This is a genomic window from Sphingopyxis sp. (assembly GCF_036675685.1).
Classification (GTDB): Bacteria; Pseudomonadota; Alphaproteobacteria; order Sphingomonadales; family Sphingomonadaceae; genus Sphingopyxis.
The window spans coordinates 338547-362271 of sequence record NZ_JAKFEM010000022.1 but is presented as its reverse complement, the minus strand read 5'-3'; the positions used below and the strand labels follow the sequence as shown (position 1 = coordinate 362271).

Sequence of the window (23725 nt, the reverse complement as noted above, 5' to 3'; positions counted from 1 at the left end):
CCCGACCGAAAAAGCCGTCTCCCACTTTTTCGGGAAGCACTCTGGACCTGCCGGAAGCTTTGCCGCATATTGCGTTCGCGAAGAAGGTCTTGAAAGCCGGAAAAACCGGCGCCGTACCCGCGGTTTTACCGCCAAAAACAGGAGGCAAATGTGTCCGATAAAAACCAGAATCTCCAGGATCTTTTCCTCAACGCCCTCCGCAAGAGCAAGACCCCGGTGACCATGTTCCTGGTCAAGGGTGTGAAGCTGCAGGGCATTATCACCTGGTTCGACAATTTCTCGTTGCTGCTGCGCCGCGACGGCCAGTCGCAGCTTGTCTACAAGCATGCGATCTCGACGGTCATGCCGTCGCACGATTTCGACCTGTCGCTGCTCGGCGACAATTTGCGCGACGCGCCCGCCAGCAAGGGCAAGGCGTTGCAGGACGTCTTCCTGAACGCGGTGCGCAAGTCGGACGAATCGGTGACGATGTTCCTCGTCAACGGCGTGATGTTGCAGGGCGACATTGTCGCGTTCGACCTGTTCTGCATGCTGCTCGAGCGTGAGCGGCAGGTGCAGCTCGTCTACAAGCACGCGATTTCGACCGTTCAGCCGAACGGCCCGATCAACCTGACCGACAGCGAGCCGGACGCAGAAGCGGACAACGCCTGATCGACCCGATAATCGACAGCGAAGATGAGGTAACCCGCGGCGCCGCCGCGCTCCTCGTCGTGCCCGAATGGCACAGCCAGCGCCTGTCGCGCGACCTCGACGCTCGCGCCGAGGAAGCGCGGGGGCTTGCCCTTGCGATCGGGCTCGATGTCGTCGCGGTGCATAGCCTCCGCCTGCGCCAAACGCGCGCCGCGACCTTGCTTGGCGTCGGACAGATCGAGGCGATCAAGCCCGACATCGCAGCGCATGGTATCCAGCTGGTTGTCGTCGACGCGGCGCTCAGTCCGATCCAGCAACGCAATCTCGAAACCGCATTCGGCACCAAGGTGATCGACCGGACGGGGCTCATTCTCGAAATCTTCGGCGAACGCGCGGCAACCGCCGAAGGGCGGTTGCAGGTCGAACTCGCGCATCTCGATTATCAGGCGGGGCGACTGGTGCGCAGCTGGACCCACCTTGAGCGTCAGCGCGGCGGCTTCGGCTTCCTCGGTGGCCCTGGCGAAACGCAGATCGAAGCCGACCGCCGGATGATCCGCAATCGCATGGCGCGTATCCGTCGGAGCCTCGAGGATGCGCGGCGAACGCGCCAGCTTCAGCGCGCGAAGCGCCAGCGCGCGCCCTGGCCCGTGGTGGCGCTCGTCGGTTATACCAACGCCGGAAAATCGACCTTCTTCAATCGCTTGACGGGAAGTGACGTCATGGCGGAAGATATGCTCTTCGCGACGCTCGACCCAACGATGCGCGAAATCCGGTTGCCGGGCATCGACAAGGCGATCCTCTCGGACACGGTGGGTTTCGTGTCCGACCTGCCGACCGAACTGGTCGCGGCTTTCCGTGCGACGCTCGAAGAAGTGACGACCGCCGACCTGATCGTCCATGTCCGCGACATCGTCCATCCCGACAGCGAAGCGCAATATGACGATGTCCGCGCCATATTGAACTCGCTCGGCGTCAATGGCGCGCAGGATGGCGGGGAGGGCGATGCCCCGCCGGCCATCCAGCAGATCGAAATATGGAACAAGATCGATACCGCCGATGCCGAAGGGCGCGCTGCGATCGAAGAGATGGCGGCGCGGCGCTCTGACGTCGCGCTGATCTCGGCGGTAACGGGCGAAGGCGTCGAAGCCGCGCGCATCCTCATGGCGTCAGTATTGACCGCACTGCATAAGGTTCAGCGCATCTATCTGGCCTATAGCGAGGGTGAAGCGGCGGCGTGGCTTCACGCGCGTGGCGAAGTGCTGGCGGATGAACCCGAGGGCGAGGGCCATGTGCTCACCGTCCGGCTCGATCCCGCGGATAGCGCGCGCTTTGAACGGCTCTGGCCCGCTACGGACGCTCCGACGCCTTAACCGCCAGCCAATAGGCTTCCTGCGCGCCCAGCGACAGGCCCGAAAGGCTTCCGCCCGCGCGATCTTCCATGGCGGCAAAGCGCCGCGTAAATTTCATGTTGGCATCACGCAAGGCACCCTCGGCATCGACGCCAAGGTGGCGCGCATAATTGACCACCGCGAACAACAGGTCGCCAACCTCTTCGTGCCGTTCAGCATCGCTGGTCGCGGCCGCGACCTCCACCAGTTCTTCGGCGATCTTGTCGCGCGGCCCTTGGGCATCGGGCCAGTCGAAGCCGATGCGCGCGGCGCGGCCTTGCAGCTTTTGTGCCCTCAGCAGCGCCGGCAAGGACAGCGCGATGCCCGCGAGAGCGCTTTTGGGACCGTCGACGGCGCGTTCGGCCGCCTTGATCTGCTCCCATTGCAGCCGGACGTCGTCGGTTTTGCCGTCACCGAAGATATGCGGATGGCGGCGTTCCATCTTGTCGCTGATCGCATTGGCGACATCGTCGAAAGCGAAGAGGCCGTCGTCGGTCGCGATCTGGCTATGGAAAACCACCTGGAGCAGCAGGTCGCCAAGTTCGTCGCAAATCGCGGCGGGATCACCCCCAGCGATCGCGTCGGCAACCTCATAGGCTTCCTCGATCGTGTAGGGCGCGATTGTCGAGAAATCCTGCGCCAGATCCCATTCGCAGCCACCGTCGGGATTGCGCAATTGCGCCATGATCGCGAGCAGGCGATCGATGGGGGACAGGGTTTCGGTCGCGGCCATATATGTCAAACCCATTTTGAAAAAAGACTCTTGTGACCCAGTTGGAAATGAAACTTTGGGCCATCGGTACGACAGGCTACGTTCGCGGGAGCTGGGGCAGCTTGTAGCTCTCGACATAGCGCAACGCTGCCCCAGCTCAAGGGATGACATATCGATTGGGCCCGCTGCGAGGGCCGCAGGCCCAGCCAATCGATGAGGGGATTTCGGTTCGGAGCTCGATTGTCAGTTCGGAAGTTCGAGGATCTGTCCTTCCGACGTCAGTCTTGCGCGAAGTTTGTCGTAGCCCACATCCTGCACAGCGATCTCGTCGTCGATCGCGATCGATGACGCCGCGGCCGCGGACTGGCCGAGGATCATGAACACCGGCTCCATCCGGATCGAGCCATAGGCGATATGCGACGCGGACAACGCGACCGGCACCAGCAGGTTCGCGGCTTCGCGCTTCTTCGGCACGATCGCGTCGTAGCTGATTGGATAGGCACGACCGGGGCTGATCTCGATATTGCCCTCGTTGCGCGCGAAGCCACGCGCGTCGACGATGCGCTGCACATTGTGTGAATCCATGTTGTACGAGCCCATGCCGACCGGCCGCGGCGTAGGCTTGGCGCCGCGCAAATGCGGTTCGGCCATCACGAAGTCGGACACCATCCGGCGTGCTTCGCGCACATACATTTCGCGCGGCCAGTGGCCAGTGCCGGTAAATTCGTCCGCGCAGAGGCCCCACTTCGACATGGCGGCGCGGGTCTCGGCGGGCACGCCGGGGTCGTTCGCCAGGAACCACAGCAGCCCCTGCTGATAAGTTATGTGCTCGCGCGCGATCGCGGCACGATCGGCGTCGCTTCCTTCGGGATAACCATAGTTCATGCCGATATTGTCGAACGAGAAGGCGCCGAAATTGTTCGTGTCGGTCTTGCCGTTGGGGATACGGTCGAACTTCCGGAAATGGTCGCGATAGCCGGCGTCCATGTAGCGCTTGAGCAATATGTACTGGTTCGCGTCATAGCCTTCGGGTTTGGGGAAGGGCACGCGGTTCGCAGGCACGTCGGTCAGGCACATGCGATAGGTATAGGCCTGGATCTTGCGGTCGGCGGTGCCGTCGCGGGCCGGGCGCTCGGCGCTGATCCGCGGCACCAGCCCGCTCGAGGCATCGCCGGGCACGCGATACGGATCGATGTCGAGCGTGAACTGGTGGTTGGTGGTGTTCGCGAGCTGGACGCCGTTGAGCGTCTCGCCATAGGTCGCGTTGCCCTCGCGCCCCACGGTAAAGGTGATGCCCGCCCCGACCATCAGGTCGCCCTCATAGGTCGCGTCGATGAAGACCTTTCCCTCGAAGCGCTGCCCAGACTTCGAGCGGAAGGCGATGATGCGGTTGCCGTCCATCTCGACGCCGCGCTTCGACCGGTCGAGCGGCTGACTGCGCACGATGGTGACGCCCGCCTGCTTTACCCAGTCCTCGAAGATGCGCTCGGCGACCTTCGGCTCGAATTGCCACATCGCATCGCCGTCGACGAAGTTCTCGGCCCGGGCGGGGCGCGGGGCGTGGATCCAGACGGCCGGGTCGTCATAATATCTCTTCACCTTGCGGTAGAATTCGAGCGACAGGCCGCCGATCGCGCGATGATTGCCGGTGTCGGACCAGCCGAGGCCGTTGGTCGACATGCCACCGAGATAGTCTTCGCGGCACACCAGCAGCACCGACCGGCCGAGGCGCCGCCCTTCGATTGCGGCGACAACACCGCCCGAGGTGCAGCCATAAATGACGATATCGGCGCGTGGATGCGGCTGGGCGGCCGCGGGTGAGGGGACGGCGGCCATCGGCATAAGCCAGGCGGACAGGGTGGCGAGGGCGCGGAAACGCTTGCGGTCCATGGCGATCCTCTTGCTCAGAAGCTGGCCGCCACGCCGAAGAAGATCCGGCGATCTTCTTGCGCGCTGAAGGTCAGGCGATCGGGTTCGCCCAGATACTGGCGGTCGATCGCCTTGGTCAGGTTGATGCCCTCGAAGGTCAGGCGCAAATTGGGCGTCAGGTTGATCTGCGCCGATGCGTCGAGCTGTCCGCGCGCCGCGATATAGGTGTTGCCGCCGCTGGCCGCGCCGCCGACCGAGTTCAGATATTTGCTGCGATAGGTGTAGGCCGCGCGCACCGAGAAGGTGTCGTCCTCATAATAGCCGATCAGTGTGTAGCTGTCGCGCGACAGGCCGGGGAGCGGAAGTCGCTTGCCGGTGATGGAATCGACCAGCGGCGTCGAGCTGTCGACATAGGTGTAGTTCGCCTGGATGCCGAGATTATCGAACGGCGCCGGCAGGAAGCGGAAGGCTTGCTGATAGGCGAGCTCGAAGCCCTTGATGTCGCCATCCTCGCCATTCTGTGGCTGCGATATGTCGAACAGCCCGAACCGCTCGGAAAAGCCGGGAATGAACTCGCGGGTCACGGTATTCACGGTGAAGGAATTGACCTTCTTGTAAAAGACCGCACCGGTAAGCGAACTCGATGGCGCGAAATACCATTCGAGCGTGGCGTCATATTGCGTCGCCTCGAACGGCCGGAGATTGGGATTGCCGCGCGAGCCGGTCATGTTGACGGTGTTGGGCACGAAGCTTGCGCTGACCTGATTGAGGCCCGGTCGCGCAACGACCTCCGCCCCGGCCAGACGCAGCGTCAGATCGTCGTTGAAGTCGATCGACAGATTCGCGCTGGGCAGCCAATAGCCGAAATCGGCCTTGACCACCGTCGTGGCGGTCGGCGACAGAAATCCCTTTGTCGCGCGCGCCGTGCTGACATAGCGCACGCCGGCGTTGCCCGCGTAATGCAGGCCCCCGATATCGCCTTCGAAATTGCCCTTCACATAGGCGCCGAGCGTATCCTGCTTGACGTCCTTGATCGAGGTCGGGCCGACGGTGATCGTCGTGTCGTAAGGATCGGGCCTCGCAAGGCCCAACCCGTCGCGCGCCGCCCATTTATCGAGCGTGCCGCCGAGGAGATCACGGGGAAAGGCGCCGTCGGCACCCGGGAAGAAGGTGCCATAATCCTTGCCGTAACTGAGCCCGGGTAGCTCATCGACGGTCAGGATGCCGTCGCCGTTCGTGTCGCCGGCCGCGAGCAGGCTGGCCGCGACGGGCAGGTTCTGCGGATCGGCGGCGAGCAGCTCGACGCGCTCGTAGCGCACCCCGGTCTCTACTGAGGACAGGATGCCCCACTCGGTCTGATACTCCCAGTCCAGCCGCCCGTCATAGCCGCTGTTCCGGGTCACCGCGTCATAGTCGAAGATCGACAGCAGCCGATATTGCGACGGGTCGTTCGGGTTGAAATTGGCGTCGATCGACAGGCCCGGCACCGGATTGCCCGACCTGAAGTCATAGCTCGCGTTCGCGGTGTTGCCCGTGCGCGGCACGACCACATAAGCGAACGACGCACCCGGCCCGCCGTCGCTGCCCTTGCCATGGGCATAGGACATGTCGAAGCTCACGCGCGCGCGGTCGCTCTCCCATTTCACCGATCCGCCGAGCAGGGTCGATTTGAGGTCGGTCGGCTCGTCATAGATCAGCGGCCGGACGGTCACGCCGGTGAAGGTGCCGGCGACGACCGTGTTGCTCTCGTTCACGATCGCATCGGTGTCATTGTTGTTGAACAGCACTTGGTAATTGACGCTGTTCCGCTGGCGCTTGAGGTGGTTGAAGGTCGCGTCGAGGATGATCTCGAGCGTGTCGGTGGGGCGCCACTGCGCGGTACCGTTAACCGTCAGCCGCTGTTCGGCGCGGTCGAAGATGCGCGCCATGAAGCGGTTCGGGCGGTACAGGCCCGGATCGTCCACGCCGTCGCCATTGCCGTCGATCGCGCCGGTCTGCGTCCAGCCGCCGGCGTCGAACGAATGGCCCTGCGTCTTTGTGTCCGAATAGGCGACGCTGGCGAGCAGGCCGAAACGCTCGCCGAAACTCTTCGAGACCATCGCCGAGCCGCGATAGCCGATATGGTCGGCCTGATCGGCATAGGCGCCCTGGAGGCGTCCAGCGGCGACGAAGTCCTTGAGGTCGAGCGGGCGCTTGGTTTTGAGATTCACCGTCGCGCCGAGCGCACCCTCCGGCATGTCGGCGGTGGGCGACTTGATGACGAGGATCGAGGAGATGATCTCGGGGCTCACCGATTCCAGCGCCGCGTTGCCGCCATTGCCCGGCCCGATATAGTTGCGGCCGTTGATCTCGAGCCGGTTCTGCGAAATCCCGCGCACGGTGAAGTTCGATCCATCGCCCTCGCGCCGGCTGATCTGGACGCCCGTCACGCGGCTCATCGCTTCCGCCACATTCTGGTCGGGCATCTTGCCGATGTCCTGCGCGGTGATGACGTCGACGATCGACTGCGCTTCGCGCTTGACGTTGATCGACTCCTGAAGCGACGCGCGGATGCCGGTGACAACGATGTCCTCGCCGGCTTGCGTGTCGATGGCAGGACCGGAAGGTCGTTGCGCCGGAGTCTCCACCCGGCTTCCCTGGCCTTGCGGGGCGGCGGCGAAGTGGCGCTGCGCGACCGCCTCGCGGCGCTTCAGCACGAATGCGTTGCCGACCTTGACCGGAACCAGATCGGTGCCCGACAGGAGCAGCCGCAGCGCCGCTGCAACCTCCATCGATCCCTTGACGCGATTGACCCGCAAGCCTTCGGTAATGGGCCCGGGCGCGAGGATCTGGATGCCCGCCTGATGCGCGAACATCGGGATGCCGGTCTGCGCGGGCTGTGCGGGAACGTCGAAGCGGCGGACTTGTGCGGCCGCCTCGGCCGGAGACGCCACGCCGCATATGATCGCGGCGGCAGTCCCCAGCAGATGAATACGCGCGTGCGTCAACTCGATCCTCCCCTTTCATCGGGCGCCCTGTTGCCGGTGCGCTCTCGATACCAAGAGTCCGCGCCGGCGGGTTTCCGTCAGGGTAGCGGGTTCTTTTTTCGAGCCAGCCGGATCTCGCCGGGGGTGGTGGTGACGGCGACGTCGAGCGAAGCGCTCAACGTCGCAGCAAAATCGGCCGGGCGGTCGATCTGGAAAAGTCCCACCAGCCGCGCGCCTGCCAGATCCTGGTCCGTGATCACCAGCTGCTGGTGATTGTAGCGGTTGAACTGTTCGACGGCGCTGCCCAGCGTCTCGTTTTCCAGCGAGATCTCGCCGCTGCGCCACGCCAGCGATCGCTCGATCGCGGCGGGCTCGGTCGCGATTTCGGGCGCCGCCGCGCCAGGCCGGAAGGTAGCGGATTGCCCCGCTTCCAGGATTGTCATGGTCCCACCGCTGTCGGTCGCCCAAGCGGCGACCCTGCCTTCGGTGACCGCGACGCGCACGCCGCTGCCTGTGCGGCGCACCGAGAAGGCGGTGCCAACCGCGCGCACCTGGGCGATGCCGGCATCCACGACGAAGGGGCGCTTGCGGTCCTTGGCGACCTGAAACCAGGCCTGTCCCTCCTGCAGTGCGATTCGGCGGCTGTCATCTGCCATCGCGACGCGCAATGTGCTGCTGGTGTCGATTGTTGCCACCGAGCCGTCGGCAAGCGGCAGCCGCCTGATCTCGCCGCGCGCGGTCGTCACGCGCTCGACCATCAGGTACGGCCAGGCGACGATCCCGGCAATCCCCGCCGCCATCGCGCCGCCAGCGGCCGCGAGCAGCCATCGCCGCGTCGGGGCGGTCGCGGGGGGAGGGGAAGGCGCAACATCGATCGGCCCGCCCCCTGTCACCGCCCGGTCGATCGCGCTCAACCCCGCCTGCGCGCGGAGCAGCGCACCGGCGTGGCGGCGATCCTCTGCCAGCCATGCCTCGAGCTCGGCGCGTCCGGCCGCATCGAGTGGATGACGCAGCGCCCAGGCGGCGGCCTCTTCAGCGTGATCGCGCATGCGTAACGCCTCCGTCCGCCTGTGTTCCCTGCTCGGGTTCCGGCTCGGTGATCAGCTTCAGGATCGCGCGCAGGCTGCGGCTCGCGTCATTCTCGACCACCGCCTCGCTCACGCCCATCGCCACCGCAATTTCCTTCTGGGTCAGCCCTTCGACCTTGCGCATGAGGAAAATCCGCCGCGCACGCTCGGGCAGGGTGGAGAGCGCCGCCTGTACGCGTTCGAGCTCCTGACGCGCCGCGGCGAACCGTTCGGGCGAGAGCTGGTCGCTTTGCCATTCGCTGTCGAAGGTCTCCGCCAGCGTTTCGATCCGGACGACGCGTGCGTGTTTGCGCTGCCGCTGCGCCAGGTTGCGGGCCATGGTGAAGAGATAGGCGCGCGGCGTCGTGACGTGTGCGACGTCATCGAGCTGGGCAAGGCGGCAATAACATTCCTGCACGATGTCCTCCACGTCGGCAGCCGCGACGAGCCGCCGCCGCAGCCACAGCCGCAGGTCGCGTTCGTGCGGCAGGATCTCGCGGCCCACCCATTCGGCTAGCGCCTCGCGTTCCGTTGTCTCTCTCCTCTCATCCTCTAAGAGGCTCGGCCGCGAAATTTCCGTCAACCGTGATGCAGAATCACCTTCCACTTGATGCCGCTCGATGCACCAGCAGCGGTCTCGACAGCTTCCGGAAGCATGCTAGCGGTTCGCCGATTATCGGCGCCGCACGTCGCCCACGGCCCTGGCAACGGCTGACGAGAGCCCGTTCCGTTTGAACCCATGTCGCAACGCCGCGTCTAGATCGTGCCCGCCTTCATCTGCTTGACCGCATAGTCGGCCGCACGCGCGGTCAGCGCCATGAAGGTCAGCGACGGATTGACGCACGAGATCGAGGCCATCTGCGCGCCGTCGGTGACGAACAGATTGGCCGCATCGTGCGCCTGGCTCCACTTGTTGAGGACCGACTGGCGCGGATCGGCGCCCATCCGCGCGCCGCCCATTTCGTGGATCGCGTCGCCGGGGACATGCTCCCTCCGTTCGCTCCTCACGTTGGTCAGGCCGGCCTTGCGCAGCATCGCCTCACCCTCGGTCCGCGCATCGTCCATCATGCGGATTTCGTTGTCGCGGAAGGTAACGTCGAAGCGCATCAGCGGCACCCCGAACCGGTCGACCTTGTCGGGGTGCAGGCTGACGCGATTGTCCTCGTAAGGCAGGCATTCGCCGAAAGCGCCCATACCAAATTTCCACGGTCCATAGCCGCGCATACCCTGCTTCATCGATGCGCCGAAACCCACCGGCTGCGCCGGATCGCGCCGCGCGCTGCCTTGATAGCCATAGCCGCGGCGAAAGCCGATGCCCTCCTCGCCGCCGACATTGCGAAAGCGCGGGATATAGACACCGCCCGGGCGCCGGCCATATTCGATATAGTCGGTCATGCCGGGAATATCGCCCGAGATGCCGACGCGGAAGATGTGATCCATGACGTAGCGGCCGAGCGTACCGCTGGTATCGAAATGGCTCTTGCCGCTGCCGGGGATTCGCGAGTTCATCAGGATCTGGGTCGATGCCAATGCCGAAGCGCAGAGGAAAACCAGACGCGCCGGGATCACCTCGGCCTGCTTCGTCTTTGCATCGACCACGCGGACGCCGGTCACCCGCTTGGTCTTCGGGTCATATTCGAGATTGGAGACCAGCGCGTCGGAGCGCAGCGTGAGCCGGCCCGTCGCGCGCGCCGCGGGCAGGGTAACCGCCTGGGTCGAGAAATAGGCGCCGAACGAGCAGCCGCGGCCGCACTGGTTACGGAACTGGCATTTGGTGCGGCCCTGATCCTCCTTGTCCTCGGTGATGTTGGACAGGCGGGTGTTGATCAGCTTGCGGCCCGGCGAGGTCGCCTCGAGCCGCTCCTTCACCCATTTCTCGGCGATGTTCATCTGCATCGGCGGCTGGAACGCGCTGTCGGGCAGCTGCGGCAGATTCTCGCGCGATCCTGACACGCCGATATATTTCTCGACATAGTCGTACCACGGGGCGAGGTCGTCGTAGCGGATCGGCCAGTCGATCCCGACATTCTCGCGCTTGTTGGCTTCGAAGTCCTCGGGCGACCAGCGAAAGCTCCAGCGCCCCCAGATCAGCGATTTGCCGCCGACCGCGCCGGGCCGGATCCAGTAGAATTTCTCACCCTCGCCGTAGGCATAGGGGTTGAGCCGGTCATTGTTGTAGAATTTCTGGTTCGACGGCGAGATATAGCCGTGCTTGGCGATGAAATAGTCGCTCTCGACCAGCGCCTTGGGCATCATGTCGCGCGCCGGGATCTCATAGGCCGGCTTGCCGTCATAATCGTAATTCTCGCCATGCTCGACCATCACGCCGCGGTCGAGCATGAGGACCTTGAGGCCCTTCTCGGTCAATTCCTTCGCCGCCCATCCGCCGCTCACTCCGGAGCCGATGACGATCGCATCGAACTTGTCGGCCATATTATGATCCTCGAATGAAGGTTACGCGCCGAGACGGCTGAGCGTCGCGAAGCTGGTCTGGATGTCGGGAAGATAGGGTGCGGGCGACTGGTCGTTCTCGACATAGAAATGCTTGACGCCGGCCGTGCCGTTCAACGTGAAGATGTCGGCGAAATCGATCACGCCCTTGCCGACGCTGGTCATCTTGCCGTCGGCGGTGCGATCCTTGACGTGATAGGCATAGATGCGGCCCGGCAGGCGCTGGATGATCGCCTTCGGATCCTCGCCCGCGGCGACCGCCCAGAACAGGTCGAGCTCGATCTGGACGAGCGCCGGGTCGGCGTCGGCAATCAGCGTGTCGAACAGGCTGGTGCCGCCCGGCTTCAAAGTGAACTCGAAATCATGGTTGTGATAGGCGAAGCCTAGCCCGACCTTCTTGAGCCGCTCGGCATAGCGATTGAAATTGGCGACTGCCGCCTTCCAGCCCTCGGCATTACGATGCGCGTCGAGCATATAGGGAACGACCAGCGTATCGGCGCCCAGTGCCTTGGTCATCGCGACCGCGCCGTCGAAATCACCGGCGAGCGCCTCATAGCCGACATGGATCGAAGGCGACTTCAGACTCAGCCGGTCCATCGTCTTGCGGAGCGCGGTATGGTCCATCTTGTCATAGCCGCCACCGCCATATTCGACCTCGCGATAACCGATCGCCGCCACCTTCTCGAGCGTTCCCGCCGGGTCCTTCGAGAAGAGTTCGCGCACGGTATAGAGCTGGATGCCGATGGGCTTCGATCTGAGGCTTTTTGCCATGAGCGGCCCCGCAGTGAGTGTCGTCGCGAGCGCGGCGCCGCCCGCCATCCATTGCCGCCTGTTGATTATCATGACGAAAAGACCTTGTTGACTTCGGAATAGAGATAGGCGCCGTCGTAGCGCCCGGGAACGGGAAGATATTCGCGCTCCTGGGTGATGCCGACTTCCGACGTGAAATATCCGGTGAGCACGAGCTGGCGGAACTTGTCGAAGAAGTCCTTGCCGCCGGGCAGCTTGTCTTCCATCGCGAGCGTCAGCAGCGCGTCCTGCTGCGCGGGCGTTGCCTTGTCGGCGGCGACCTTGTAATCGGCCTGGCTGCGTGCCTCGATCGTGTCGAGCCCGGCGAGGATCGGCTTGCGATCGTCGGGCGATGCCCAGTCGGCGAGCAGCTTCTCGATGAAGGCGGGAACGCCGGCGGTGATCGCGCCGGGCGTGTCGGTGGTCGGCATCACCCGTTCGCTGAGCGCGGTCATCAGCGCGCGCTGCTGCGCGGTGAACACGGGCGCGGAGGGCGGGCCGTCGCTGATCGGCGGCACCTGCGCTCCAGCCGCCCGCGCGATCGGCGCGAACAGCGAGGCTCCGAACATCGCGGCCATGCCGGCCAGCGCGTCTCTGCGATCGATGATCATTTCACGGCACCTTCGAAGTCATGGCTCGCCGCCGCCTCGGGCAGCGGGCGTACCCAGATGTTGCGGAACGAGACCGGTGAATTGTGGTCCTGCAGCTGGATCGGTGCGGCATCGCCATGCGCCTCGTACTGGCCGACCTTTCGCCAAATCGTGCCGCCCAGCCAAGGCTGGCGGTTCTGCACCAGCACGCCGTTGAAGAACGCCGTGATAAAGGCCGGGCGCAGCAACTTGCCGTCGGGGCCGAAATGCGGGCGCTCGAAGACCAGGTCGTAGCTCTGCCATTCGCCCGGCGGGCGCGACGGGTTCACCAGCGGCGGCTTCCAGCCATAGATCGCGCCCACGGTGCCGTCGGCGTAGGTGGGGTTCTTGTAGCTGTCGAGGATCTGAATCTCGTAGCGCTGCATGAACCAGATGCCGCTGTTGCCGCGATCCTGTGAAGTCTTGGTCGGCGGATTGGGCGAGCGGAATTCGAGGTGGAGCTGGACGTCGCCAAAGCTCTGCTTGCTGACCAGCGCATTTTCACCGGAGCCCGCAGCGCGCGGCGTCGCGGTGACCGCGCCGTCCTTGACGGTCCAGGCCGTGGGCTGGGGCTGCCACGCATCGAGCGACTTGCCGTCGAACAACACCATTGCGTCCGAGGGCGGCGCGCCGGGAACGGTGGCCGGCGTCACTACCGTGGGGTACGGCCGATCGGCATCATGGACCTTCCACTTGCCATCGGGCAGCGTCGGCGTGTCGGTGAAACCGGGCTTCTCCTGCGCGATGGTGGGGCTCCCCGTCGCGACGGCGACCGCCATTGCTGCGGCCCATGCGATACGCTTCACTCGTTCCTCCCTCATGCCGCGTCGATCTCGCGATAGGCGGCGACCAGCCGCTCTTCGCCCGGACGTCCATCGATCGAATTGCCGTGCTCCATCCCGATCACGCCTGCGAACCTCTTCGCGCGCAGCCAGCGGACGACGTTGCGATAGTTGATCTCGCCGCTCCCCGGCTCTTTGCGGCCCGGATTGTCGCCGAACTGGATATAGGCGATCTCGTCCCAGCAGGCGCCGAGCGTGTTGATGAGGTTCCCGGCCTGGATTTGCTCGTGGTACAGATCGGCCAGCACCTTGATCGCCGGGCTGTTGACCGCGCGTGCGACCGCATAGCCTTGCGGCACGGTCGACATGAAGACCCCGGGATGGTTCACCAGCGTATTGAGCGGCTCCATCACCATGACCAGCCCGTGCGGTTCATAGATTTCAGCGGCGCGGCGCAGCACATCGATCACGCGCGCGGTCTGGATATCGACCGGCAATTTGCGGTCCATGAAGCCGGTGACGATGGTCATATGTTTGGAATTCAGCCGCTTGGCGACCTCGACCGAGCTGCGAATGTCGGCAAGGAAGCCCTCGCGGTCGGCATCGTCATTGCCGCCGAGCAACGGGCGAAAATCGGCCCATTTGGGCATGCTCGCGACGAACACACCCATGGTCATATTGCGCTGCTGGAGCGCGCGCGCCATCGCCGTCTGATCGGCAACCGAGCGGCCCGCCGCTTCATTGTCCTCCCATGCGGTGAAGCCCTGATCGGCGGCATAGGCGATCTGCTCGAGCCGGTTGCCGCGGCTCTTGAAGCTACCTTCGTGCGGCGCGTAGCCGAGCGAAAAGCGTGCCGCATTCTTCGGCGCCGCGCCGTTCGCCACCGTCGTCGCGACCGCGGCGGCGACCACGCCCCCCGCCAGCACTGTCCGACGCGAGATGCTCATGCTGCTTCACCCGCAAGCATCGCACGCGACTTGCCGCGCTCGCGCAGCCAGATGAAACCGAACACCGCCAGCAGGATGATCGGCAGGATCGCCAGCCGCTGGAACGACAGCGACGCCGCGGCGTCCTCGACCGCCAGCTTCGCCGCGCCGGTCAGCCGCGCAAACGCCTCGGGCCCGCCGGCGAACTCGATCTTGGCCTGGTCGAACATCGCGCCCAGCCGCGGCAGCACGAAGAAGCTGGCAAGCGCGCCCGCCGATCCGACCAGCCCCATCGCCCATGATCCGCCGCGCGGATAACGTTCGGCGACCGAGGCGAGCATCGTCGGCCACATCACGCAGACGCCCAGCCCCCATACTGTCGCGGCGACGACCGCCGCGACCGGTGACTGCGCCTGGCTCAGCATGAACAGCCCGATCGCAGCAAGCAGGCTCGATACCCACAGCAGCCCAGGGTTCGAGATCCGGTTGGCCAGCCGGCCCGCGAAGTGCCGGAACACGAACATCAGCGCGTTGACATAGACCAGCAGCAGGATGCCGCGCATGCCCACACGGTTCGAGAGGGCAACGTCGATCCATTGGCCGGGGGCCAATTCGGACGCGGCGGTCAGGAACATCGCGCCGAACCAGATAAAGAAGCTGGGGCGGCGGAACACCTCGCTCATCATTTCGCCGAAGCTGACGCCGCTCTCGCTGCGCAGCGGGGGCGGGAAGGTCGTGGTCGCGGCGATCAACACCGTCGCGGCGGCGGGGATCATCACCAGCGCCATGATGCCCTGCCATGGCAACGCCGCCGACAGGAAGAAGCCGGCAAGCCCGCCGACGATGATCCCGCCGGGGAACCAGGCGTGCAGCACGTTGAGGCGGTGGGTGGTGTCCTCGGGGTAGAGTTGCGCGGTCAGCGGATTGATCGCCGCCTCGGTCAGCCCCCAGCCGATGCCGCTGAGTAGCATGCCGAACCAGACCAAAGTGTAGACGGTCATACCGGTCGCAAGATTGCCGGCGGTAACGATCAGCAACGGGCCGAAGATGAAGCACAGCCCTGCTCCGAGCAGGCACCGTTTCATACCGATCTGGTCGAGCAGCGCGCTGGCGACGAACAAGGTGATCGCGAAGCTGAGGAACGCCGCACCCAGGGCGGCGGCGAGCAGTTCGCCCGCGTGCAACGGGGCGATCGGATCGATCCATTCGCTCTTGAGTCCGCTGGCGATCGCACCGCGAATAGCCAGGCTCGCTGCGGCCGTGAACAGCGCCAGCACGCCCAGCCAGAACAATCGTCCCTTGTGCAATGTCGTGACCAATCCTGCGTCCCCTTTGTTATTATCGTGTCGTTCGGCCTGCCGCGCCGTCAGGTCAGTCCCAGCATCGCGCGGTTGAGTGCCGGATCGCTGCCCCCGGCGAAATCGTCGAACGCCTTGTCCGCCTTGCGGATCATGTGCGCGGCGATGAAGGGCGCGCCTTCGCGTGCGCCGTCCTCGGGGTGCTTCAAACAGCATTCCCATTCGAGCACCGCCCAGCCGGCGTACCCATATTGTGTCAGCTTGGAGAATATCCCGCCAAAATCGACATGTCCGTCGCCGAGCGAGCGGAAGCGGCCGGGGCGGTCGACCCAGTCCTGGAACCCGCCATAGACGCCGGACCTGCCGGTCGGATTAAGCTCCGCGTCCTTGACATGGAACATGCGGATCCGCTCGTGATAAATGTCGATGAAGGCGAGATAATCGAGCGCCTGCAGCACATAGTGGCTGGGATCGTAGAGGATGTTCGCGCGCGGATGATTGTCGACGCCGGCCAGAAAGCGTTCGAAGGTCACGCCGTCGTGCAGGTCCTCGCCGGGGTGGATCTCATACGCCAGGTCGACGCCCTGCTCATCGAAGACGTCGAGGATCGGCCGCCAGCGCTTCGCGAGTTCGCCGAACGCCTCCTCGACCAGCCCGGCGGGGCGTTGCGGCCAGGGATAGAGATAGGGCCAGGCGAGCGCGCCGGAAAAGGTCGCGTGCGCCTTCAGGCCCAGCCGCCGGCTCGCTTTGGCGGCAAGGCGGAGCTGCTCCACCGCCCATGCCTGGCGCTCGCTCGGCTTGCCCTTCAGCGCATCGGGCGCAAACGCATCGAACGCGATGTCATAGGCCGGATGCACCGCGACGAGCTGGCCCTGCAGATGGGTCGACAGCTCGGTGATCTCGACCCCCGCCTCGCGGCAGGTGCCGGCGAGTTCGTCGCAATAGTCCTGGCTTTCGGCCGCTTGCCGCAGGTCGATGCAGCGACTGTCCCAGGTCGGGATCTGGATGCCGGCATAGCCGGCCTCCGCCATCCAGCGGGCCGCGGAGGGCAGCGTGTCGAACGGCGCGGCGTCGCTCATGAACTGCGCAAGGAAAACGCCCGGGCCCTTCATGCCGCTGCCCTTTCCAGTCACTTGGAGGTTTCGGTCTTGAGAAAGGCGATCAGCGCCGCGCGGCGGGCTGGATCGGTCACCTTGACGACCATGCGCGTGCCGGGGACTTTTTTGGTCGGGGCGGCGAGATATTCGTCGAGCGTCTTTTCATTCCAGCGAATTTTTGATGCCTTGAGCGCGGGACTGTAGCTAAATCCGGCGACGGAGCCGGCTTGCCGGCCGAACAGACCGTGGAGATTGGGGCCCATCGTGCTTTTGCCGCCTGCCCCCAGCGTATGACAGGCGCGGCAAGCCGCGAATGCCTGTGCGCCTGGACCCGGGGCAGGGGCCGCGCGCACGTGGGGCGGTGGCGCGAGCGCCAGCGCAATCAAGACTGCCACCGCGGGGGGCAGGGCGACCAGAAATTTCATTATCCTCTCCCGTCTGGCAACAGTCGGTCGATCCATGTAACCGTTCGGATTCGAATAGTGCAATCATTTTTCGGAATTAAGAAAGTTGAGGAATGCGATGAACGCACAGTCGAAAGTTCGCTACGGCATGGTCGGCGGCGGCGAAGGCGCGTTCATCGGCGCAGTGCACCGGATGGCCGCGGCGCTCGATGGCGAGTATGAATTGGTATGCGGTGCGTTCAGCAGCGACGCGGAACGCAACCAGAGGAGCGCCGATGCGCTCGGGCTCGATCCGGGCCGCGCTTATGCGACGCTGGGCGCCCTGCTTGCGGGTGAGGCCGCGCTGCCGGAGGATCAGCGGATGGAGGCGCTGGCGATCGTCACCCCGAACCACCTGCATGCCCCGATGGCGATTGCCGCGCTCGATGCCGGCTTTCACGTCATGTCCGAAAAGCCGATGGCGCTGAACCTCGCCGAGGCCCAGGCAATCGACGCGGCTATTGCGCGCAGCGGCAAGCTATACGGCCTCGCGTTCACCTATAGCGGCTATCCACTGATCGAGGAGGCGCGCGTGCGCGTCGCTCGCGGCGATTTCGGTGCGATCCGGTTGGTGCAGGTCGAATATACGCAAGGCTGGCTGAGCCGGCCGATCGATCAGGGCGGCAACAAGCAGGCCGAATGGCGCACCGATCCCGCGCGGGCGGGATTGGGCGGCTGCCTGGGCGACATCGGGACCCACGCCTTCCAGCTTGCCGAGCATGTCTCGGGGCTCGCGGTCGAGTCGCTTAGCGCGGAGCTGACCACGCACGTTCCCGGCCGCCGCCTCGACGACGACGTGGCGGCGTTGCTGCGGTTCGAAGGGGAGGCGCGCGGCGTGCTGAAGGCCAGCCAGGTCGCTGCGGGCGACGAAAACGGGCTGCGCCTGCGGATTCATGGCGAGGAAGGCGGCCTCGACTGGTCGCAGATGGAACCGAACACGCTGACGCTGCGCTGGCTGGACCGGCCGACCGAGGTCATCCGCGCGGGCGGGCCCGGTCTCGATCCATCGGCGATGGCGCGGCTACGTATCCCGGCGGGGCATCCCGAGGGCTATATCGAGGCGTTCGCCAACCTGTATCGCAGCTTCGGCCGCGTGCTTCGTGCGGGAGCCGCAACGCCGCCGCCGCGCGGCGCGGCCGACTGGTTCCCCGGAATCCTCGACGGCTTGCGGACGATGGCCTTCGTCGAAGCGCTGATCGCAAACAATGCCGGTGCAGCGAAGTGGACGTCGCTCGCCGACATTCCGCCCAAGCGCCGGACGACAGACCACCGATAGCGGTGATCTATTTCGCGCAGTGGAATGAGCTAAGCATCGCCAGTCGCGAATGTCAGCTATATCGAGCGCGCAATATGCTTCGGAACTCGCTGGCAGAGCTATCGATCTGCTCGCGGAGCCAGACCTTGAAGACCTCGGCCTGCGGATGTTGCGGACGTTCGATTGAACGGTACAGCTGATAGCGTACGCCCAGCGGGAAGGCGCGGGGCGTGCAGGCGACCAGCCTTCCGCCTGTCAGGAAGCTGTTCGAAACGAGCGGCATCGCCAGCGTAACCCCGGCTCCGGCTGCAGCGGCCTCATAAGCAAGTTGCACCGTGTCGAAGCTGTGCAGGTTCAAACGGCCAGCGTCGACCCCGGCCATGGCGAACCATCGCTCCCAAAGGCCGGCGGGCATGCGAACCGAAACGAGCGGATAGCATGACAGTTCGACCTCGGTGCAAGGGGCGGCGCGTCCGTCGGCGAGACGGGGCGCGCAGACCGGTATCACTTCCGGGGTCAGGAGATGGGTCGTCTCGATTCCGGGTGGCGGCGTAAGATCGCCCCAGATGGCGAGATGCACTTCGCCGCAAGCGAGCGTTTGAACGTCGCGCGTCGCCGCGATCTCGACGGACACCCCTGACTGGCTCTGGAGCGCGGGAAGGCGCGGCAGGAGCCAACTCGCGAGACTGTGCGAGGTCGCGACGCGCAGCGAAGGTTTCTCCCGAAAACGTACTGCTTCGGTCGCGTTCTGGATACTCCGGATCGCTGGCGCGACATCCTCGAGATAGCGTGCACCGACCGCGTTGAGGGCCAGCGACTGGTCGGCGCGGTCGAACAGCCTGATCCCGAGGAACTGCTCGAGTGCGGCGACCCGCCGGCTGACCGCCGACGGACTGAGCGCAAGCCGGCGCCCCACCGCGCGCAGGCTTTCACCCTGCGCCGCGGCAACGAATATCTCGATGGACTCGAGCGGCGGGGCCTTCCGAAGCATGGCATCGCCATAGGCGGCGAGTGTCACATTTATGCGACACAAGCTGCGAAGCCGGTGCGGCGTGGAAGTACGCGCTAAATCAACGCACCGGGGCGGCGATCCTCGATCGCAAAGGTGCGCAACGAATGGCATGTGGCCTGCGGATCTGCGAGATTGGAAACGGCCCGCAGGCTGCCTTCGATACGATCGCTTCGAATATCGAGCAGGACATACCCAGCGTGCGCATTGTCGCGGAACCGGACATGCGGGTTCAGTGCCGGTGCGGGTTCGAACAAGGCCTCGGGTCCGCTGCGCGAAGCGAGGCAGCTGGTGACGACTTCGGTGGCGACCGTCGCGCCGTCGGGCCGCGCAAAGTCGCGCTTCACATCGTTTAGCCAGAAGGAATGCACGTCGCCGCCGAGAATCACGGCATTGCGCGTTTTCGCGGTGTTCAGCGCATCGAGTAGCCGCGTGCGCGACGCTGCATAGCCGTCCCAAAACTGCGGATAAAGCGATTCGGGACCGTCGGGCAAGGCGAGCCGCGAAAACAAGGTTTGCTGGGTTACCAGCGACCAGCGTGCGGGTCGCGTCGCGGCCGCCCACCCGAACCATGCCTCCTGCTCGGGCCCAAGCATCGATCCGCTGTCCTGGCCAGCAAGCGCGCATCGGGCGATCGGGCCATCCGCTGTCTCGTCCTCCGCGACGCATGCGCTCGGCGTGCGATACTGGCGCGTGTCGAGAATGTGCAGCGCAGCAAGGTCGCTCCAATTGACGCTGCGATAAAGACGCACCTCGCCATCGGGACGGAGCACCGACGGGCGGAGCGGCATATGTTCGAAATAGGCGCGATAGGCGGCGGCGCGGCGGTGGACGAAAGCTTGCGGGTCGCCGGTGTAGCCAGCCCGGTCGGCAAAATAGTCGTTCTCGACCTCATGATCGTCCCAGCTCACCAGAAACGGGATCGCTGCATGCGCTGCGGCAAGATCCGGGTCGCTGCGGTAAAGCGCATGGCGCGCGCGATAATCGTCGAGCGTCTGCGGATCGGGCGCGCCAAAGCTGCGCACATTCGGGCCGCCGCCGAAGGAGCGTTCGTAGATGTAATCGCCGACCTGCAGCACAACCTCGGCCTCGTTCGTGATCATGTCGCGATACGCGGTGAACCAGCCATGTTCCCAATGCTGGCACGAGGTGAGCGCCAGCCGAAGCTGCGCCGGCGTCGCGGCGATGGTTGCGACTGTACCGGTCCGGCTGACGGCGCCGGCGTAATGGAAGCGATAAAAATAGCGGCGCCCCGCCTCCAGTCCGCGTGCTTCGAGATGCACGGCCCCGCCGCGCGCCAGCGGGGCGAGGGCGTTCCCGCGCCGGGCGATGCGGCGAAAGCCTTCGTCTTCGGAGATTTCGTAGCCGACCAGCCGGTCCTCGTTCAGTCCCGCGATCCGTGTCCAGAGCACGAAGCCGTCCGCCGCGGGTTCGCCCGAAGCGACACCCAGCGCGAACGGATCGACCACGGCGCGCGCGCGGCTTGCCGCCGGGCGGGCATGCAGGGGGCCAGCAAGAAACTGGGTCGCAGCGAGCGCCGCAGCGCGCTGCAGCAACTGTCGCCGCCCGAGCATCAGAAACGGGCCGTCAGGCGCGCATAATAGGCGCGCCCGTTGAGCCCGATCGGCGTTTCCTCGCCGGTCGGGAAGCTGCCACCCGTTGCGCCGATCACCAGTTCTTGTCCATCGATCTCGTCGGAGTGGGCATCGAACATGTTCTGGACGCCGAGCACGAAGCGGACGCCGTCCATAAATGTATAGCCTGCGGCGAGATCGACCGCCTCCTTGCCGCCAAAGGTCTGCGCCCCGGTCAGCGGCGCCGAAGTATAGGTGCCGAAGGCCGCGAGGTTGGCCCGTAGGTCAAATGGCCCATGTTCGAGGCTCGCCTGTACCGTGAACTTATTGCGCGGCTGCGCCTCGGTGAGGAACAGGATCGATTTGGTGCTGAGCAGCGGCAGCGCCGGCAGCGCCGGATTTGCGCGCAGCGTGTCGAGTTTCGAGTTGAACCAGCCATAGCCGAGCTGGACCGATGCGTGCGTTTCGGGACCAAGATCGCCCTGCCAGCGCGCGGTCACTTCGACCCCCCGGGTGGTGGTATCGACGGCGTTGGTGAAGAACCGCACCTGCTGAAAACCCGTGATGCCGGCCTGTTTCAGCACCGCTTGCACGGCCGCACCGCCGAGCTGCTCGCTGAGTGCGATCCGGTCGCGGATACGGATGTGGAACCAGTCGGCGGTGAAGGAAAAGCCGTCGAACGGCCCGAATACGACGCCGACCGTGGCGTTACGCGAACGCTCGGGCTTGAGATCGCCGGCACCCAGCGCGCGCGCGACGGAATCGGAAACGGGGAGGGTCCCGACGGTAACGAGCTGCCCCTGGCTCGTCGCGCCCTGTACCGCGCTGAAATATTGCTGCTGGAGCGACGGCGCCTTGAAACCGGTGCCGATGGTGCCGCGCAGTGCGACACCTTCGGCGGCGTCGAGCCGCGCCGTCGCGCGCCACGTGGTCTTTCCGCCGAAATCGTCATAATGGTCATATCGTGCCGCGCCGCCCAGCAACAGCGCGGCGACCGGCCGCAGTTCGAGGTCGAAATAGGCGGCATAGGCGTCGCGGCTGGCGTTGGTCGGATTGCGCGGATTGAACCCCGCAAAGCCGTCGGCGCCGAGACCGAAATAGGCCAGCGGTTCGCCGCTGCGAATGGCGTAGGTTTCGCGCCGGTATTGGCCGCCGGCCGCGATATTGCCGCCCGCGAGCACGCCATCGAGGGGGAGGGACAGGGCGAGGTCGCCGACATGCTGGGCATAGGTCACGCCGCCCGAATCGAAGGTGGTCGGGCTCGCCAACCCCAGCGAGACATTGGCGGTGTCATAGACGCGGAAGTCCGCCTGATTCTCGCCATAACCATAGCTGACATCGGCGCGCAGCCGGCCTAGTTCGGTCCGCAAACCGACGGTCCCGCCGATGTCCTGGATGCGCGGTTCGATGATCGGCAGGAAGCCATCGGGATAGAGCTGCGAAAAACCCGGCACGCGAAATCCCGCGGCATTGTTCGAAATTTTCCGCGTGACCGCGCCGAACGCATAAAGTTCTGCGGTGCCGAGCGGCAACGCGGCATCGAAGGCGAAATTGGAGACGCGCGCCTCAGGATCGCCGATGCGATAAGTCACGCGGTTGAAACGCCGATCGACGAAGGCGCGGTTGGTCGCCTCCTGTCCGCGCGCGAGGACGGTCAGCGTCAGATGGCCGCCGTCGCCCACGCGGAATCCGGCGCTGGCGGTGGCCATCGCGTTTGCGCCATCGCCTTCCTCGGTGATACCGGCGAGCAATTCGCCATAGCCGCCCGACGCGTTCGATTTGAGGATGATGTTGATGACGCCGGCGATCGCGTCCGACCCATATTGCGCCGCCGCGCCGTCACGCAGCACCTCGATCCGCTGGATGGCGCTCTGCGGGATCGTGTCGAGATCGACGCCCGCCGACCCGCGACCGATGCTGTTGTTGACGTTGAGTACGGCATTGGCATGCCAGCGCTTGCCATTGACCAGCACCAAAGTCTGGTCGGGTGAAAGCCCGCGCAGCGTGATTGGCCGTGTGTTTGCGGCGCTTGCCGTGGTCGCGGCGCGGGCGAAGTTCACCCCCGGCTCGAGGAAATTGAGCGCGCGCCCCATATCCGGAAAGCCGCTATCGAGAATCTCCTCGCCGGCAACGACGTCGATCGGCGCCGAGGATTCGAGGGCCGCGCGTCCTTCGGCACGCGTGCCGGTCACGACGATGTCGTCTTCGTTCGACGTGTCCCGACTCATTTCCTGGGCATGTGCCGCGAATGCCGAAAATGCAGCGGTTGTCAGTAGCAGTGTGCGAATCATAATTACCCCCGGAAGTGCCGTTCGGGGGCGCCTCTAGCTTCGATCGAAGGGGCCTCGGTATCGCTCTGTCGGCGACAGCTGTTGCGCGTTCGGCAACAGCGGAATTTCTCTCAGTCAACGACGACCGTGAACTGCATACCATAGGCTTTCGTCACGGCTGGGCTTCTTATCGCCGTAAATCTTTCGGAATCCGATCTAAGCGAGAGGCCGAACTTGGGCATCAAACCGGGCAGGGGGCAGCTATCGCCATGCAGCTGCATATTTATGCGATAATATATATTATGTTAAATCATAATGGAGACGAGTGAGACAAAACCCCCCTGCCATTGGGATCACGCCATTTTTCCCGCGACGTCGGTGCCGTCGCATAAGTCCCGCGATCAAGTGACGACCTGCCACGTCCGGATGACCAGGAACACCAGTCCAAAGATCGCCACCCACGCCAGCGCCATCTTGATCCAGTCGGCCATCGGCAGCCGCCGCGCGACCAGTGAGCTGATCACCAACGCGAACGCCCCGACAAACCATATCAGCTGTACACTCGTGTCG

At 64.9% G+C, this 23725-nt stretch carries 20 protein-coding genes; 3 read left to right on the top strand and 17 right to left on the bottom strand.

Annotated elements, in window-relative coordinates; genetic code table 11:
• Window positions 1-150: 150 nt before the first annotated feature.
• Together hfq and hflX are read left to right on the top strand one after the other, a co-directional pair.
• Window positions 151-651, top strand: coding sequence for an RNA chaperone Hfq (gene hfq / locus V6M50_RS11085; RefSeq protein WP_332818617.1), 501 nt, complete (start codon window positions 151-153; stop codon window positions 649-651).
• Window positions 652-659: 8 nt separating this feature from the next.
• A complete protein-coding gene (gene hflX, locus V6M50_RS11080; protein WP_332818658.1) occupies window positions 660-2000 on the top strand; it encodes a GTPase HflX in 1341 nt (446 codons plus the stop codon).
• On the opposite strand, the gene mazG is transcribed toward hflX, so the two are convergent.
• The 13 genes from mazG to V6M50_RS11015 all read right to left on the bottom strand — a co-directional run bounded on the left by mazG (window position 1978) and on the right by V6M50_RS11015 (window position 17029).
• On the bottom strand, window positions 1978-2766 hold the full coding sequence (mazG, locus tag V6M50_RS11075) for a nucleoside triphosphate pyrophosphohydrolase (protein ID WP_332818616.1): 789 nt from the start codon (window positions 2764-2766) through the stop codon (window positions 1978-1980). The genes hflX and mazG overlap by 23 nt on opposite strands.
• Before the next feature lie 207 nt (window positions 2767-2973).
• Window positions 2974-4620 carry an FAD-dependent oxidoreductase gene (locus V6M50_RS11070; protein ID WP_332818615.1) on the bottom strand — a complete coding sequence of 549 codons (1647 nt, stop codon included), beginning with the start codon at window positions 4618-4620 and terminating at the stop codon, window positions 2974-2976.
• A 14-nt stretch (window positions 4621-4634) separates the two neighbouring features.
• A complete protein-coding gene (locus V6M50_RS11065; RefSeq protein WP_332818614.1) occupies window positions 4635-7586 on the bottom strand; it encodes a TonB-dependent receptor in 2952 nt (983 codons plus the stop codon).
• A 77-nt stretch (window positions 7587-7663) separates the two neighbouring features.
• Window positions 7664-8614 carry a FecR family protein gene (locus tag V6M50_RS11060; RefSeq protein WP_332818613.1) on the bottom strand — a complete coding sequence of 317 codons (951 nt, stop codon included), beginning with the start codon at window positions 8612-8614 and terminating at the stop codon, window positions 7664-7666.
• Entirely contained in the window at window positions 8598-9215 is a 618-nt protein-coding gene (locus tag V6M50_RS11055; RefSeq protein ID WP_332818612.1) for an RNA polymerase sigma factor, read from the bottom strand. Before V6M50_RS11055 ends, V6M50_RS11060 begins: the two co-directional genes overlap by 17 nt.
• A gap of 173 nt (window positions 9216-9388) precedes the next feature.
• Complete coding sequence (locus V6M50_RS11050; protein ID WP_332818611.1) at window positions 9389-11065, bottom strand: GMC family oxidoreductase; 1677 nt, start codon at window positions 11063-11065, stop codon at window positions 9389-9391.
• Between the two features lie 21 nt (window positions 11066-11086).
• Window positions 11087-11926: a sugar phosphate isomerase/epimerase family protein gene (locus V6M50_RS11045; RefSeq protein WP_332818610.1), complete on the bottom strand. Its 840-nt coding sequence runs from the start codon at window positions 11924-11926 to the stop codon at window positions 11087-11089.
• On the bottom strand, window positions 11923-12480 hold the full coding sequence (locus V6M50_RS11040) for a gluconate 2-dehydrogenase subunit 3 family protein (RefSeq protein WP_443030501.1): 558 nt from the start codon (window positions 12478-12480) through the stop codon (window positions 11923-11925). The genes V6M50_RS11045 and V6M50_RS11040 overlap by 4 nt, the downstream gene beginning before the upstream one ends.
• Complete coding sequence (locus tag V6M50_RS11035) at window positions 12480-13307, bottom strand: 3-keto-disaccharide hydrolase (protein ID WP_332818608.1); 828 nt, start codon at window positions 13305-13307, stop codon at window positions 12480-12482. Before V6M50_RS11035 ends, V6M50_RS11040 begins: the two co-directional genes overlap by 1 nt.
• A gap of 11 nt (window positions 13308-13318) precedes the next feature.
• Window positions 13319-14230, bottom strand: coding sequence for a hydroxypyruvate isomerase family protein (locus tag V6M50_RS11030; RefSeq protein ID WP_332818607.1), 912 nt, complete (start codon window positions 14228-14230; stop codon window positions 13319-13321).
• Window positions 14227-15528, bottom strand: a complete 1302-nt coding sequence (locus tag V6M50_RS11025; RefSeq protein WP_332818606.1) for an MFS transporter — start codon at window positions 15526-15528, stop codon at window positions 14227-14229. Before V6M50_RS11025 ends, V6M50_RS11030 begins: the two co-directional genes overlap by 4 nt.
• A 47-nt stretch (window positions 15529-15575) precedes the next feature.
• Entirely contained in the window at window positions 15576-16619 is a 1044-nt protein-coding gene (locus tag V6M50_RS11020) for a sugar phosphate isomerase/epimerase family protein (protein ID WP_332818605.1), read from the bottom strand.
• A gap of 17 nt (window positions 16620-16636) precedes the next feature.
• Window positions 16637-17029 carry a c-type cytochrome gene (locus V6M50_RS11015; RefSeq protein ID WP_332818604.1) on the bottom strand — a complete coding sequence of 131 codons (393 nt, stop codon included), beginning with the start codon at window positions 17027-17029 and terminating at the stop codon, window positions 16637-16639.
• A 97-nt stretch (window positions 17030-17126) separates the two neighbouring features.
• Between V6M50_RS11015 and V6M50_RS11010 the strand changes: the two genes are divergently transcribed.
• Window positions 17127-18323 (top strand): Gfo/Idh/MocA family protein, encoded by a 1197-nt coding sequence (locus V6M50_RS11010; RefSeq protein WP_332818603.1) that lies wholly within the window; start codon window positions 17127-17129, stop codon window positions 18321-18323.
• Between the two features lie 52 nt (window positions 18324-18375).
• Here V6M50_RS11010 and V6M50_RS11005 read toward each other — a convergent pair whose 3' ends face one another.
• The 4 genes from V6M50_RS11005 to V6M50_RS10990 form a co-directional block, all read right to left on the bottom strand.
• Entirely contained in the window at window positions 18376-19293 is a 918-nt protein-coding gene (locus V6M50_RS11005) for a LysR substrate-binding domain-containing protein (protein ID WP_332818602.1), read from the bottom strand.
• A 74-nt stretch (window positions 19294-19367) separates the two neighbouring features.
• Entirely contained in the window at window positions 19368-20885 is a 1518-nt protein-coding gene (locus V6M50_RS11000) for an alkaline phosphatase D family protein (RefSeq protein WP_332818601.1), read from the bottom strand.
• Complete coding sequence (locus V6M50_RS10995) at window positions 20885-23113, bottom strand: TonB-dependent receptor plug domain-containing protein (protein ID WP_332818600.1); 2229 nt, start codon at window positions 23111-23113, stop codon at window positions 20885-20887. Before V6M50_RS10995 ends, V6M50_RS11000 begins: the two co-directional genes overlap by 1 nt.
• A 443-nt stretch (window positions 23114-23556) precedes the next feature.
• Entirely contained in the window at window positions 23557-23679 is a 123-nt protein-coding gene (locus V6M50_RS10990; protein ID WP_332818599.1) for a hypothetical protein, read from the bottom strand.
• Between the last annotated feature and the right edge of the window lie 46 nt (window positions 23680-23725).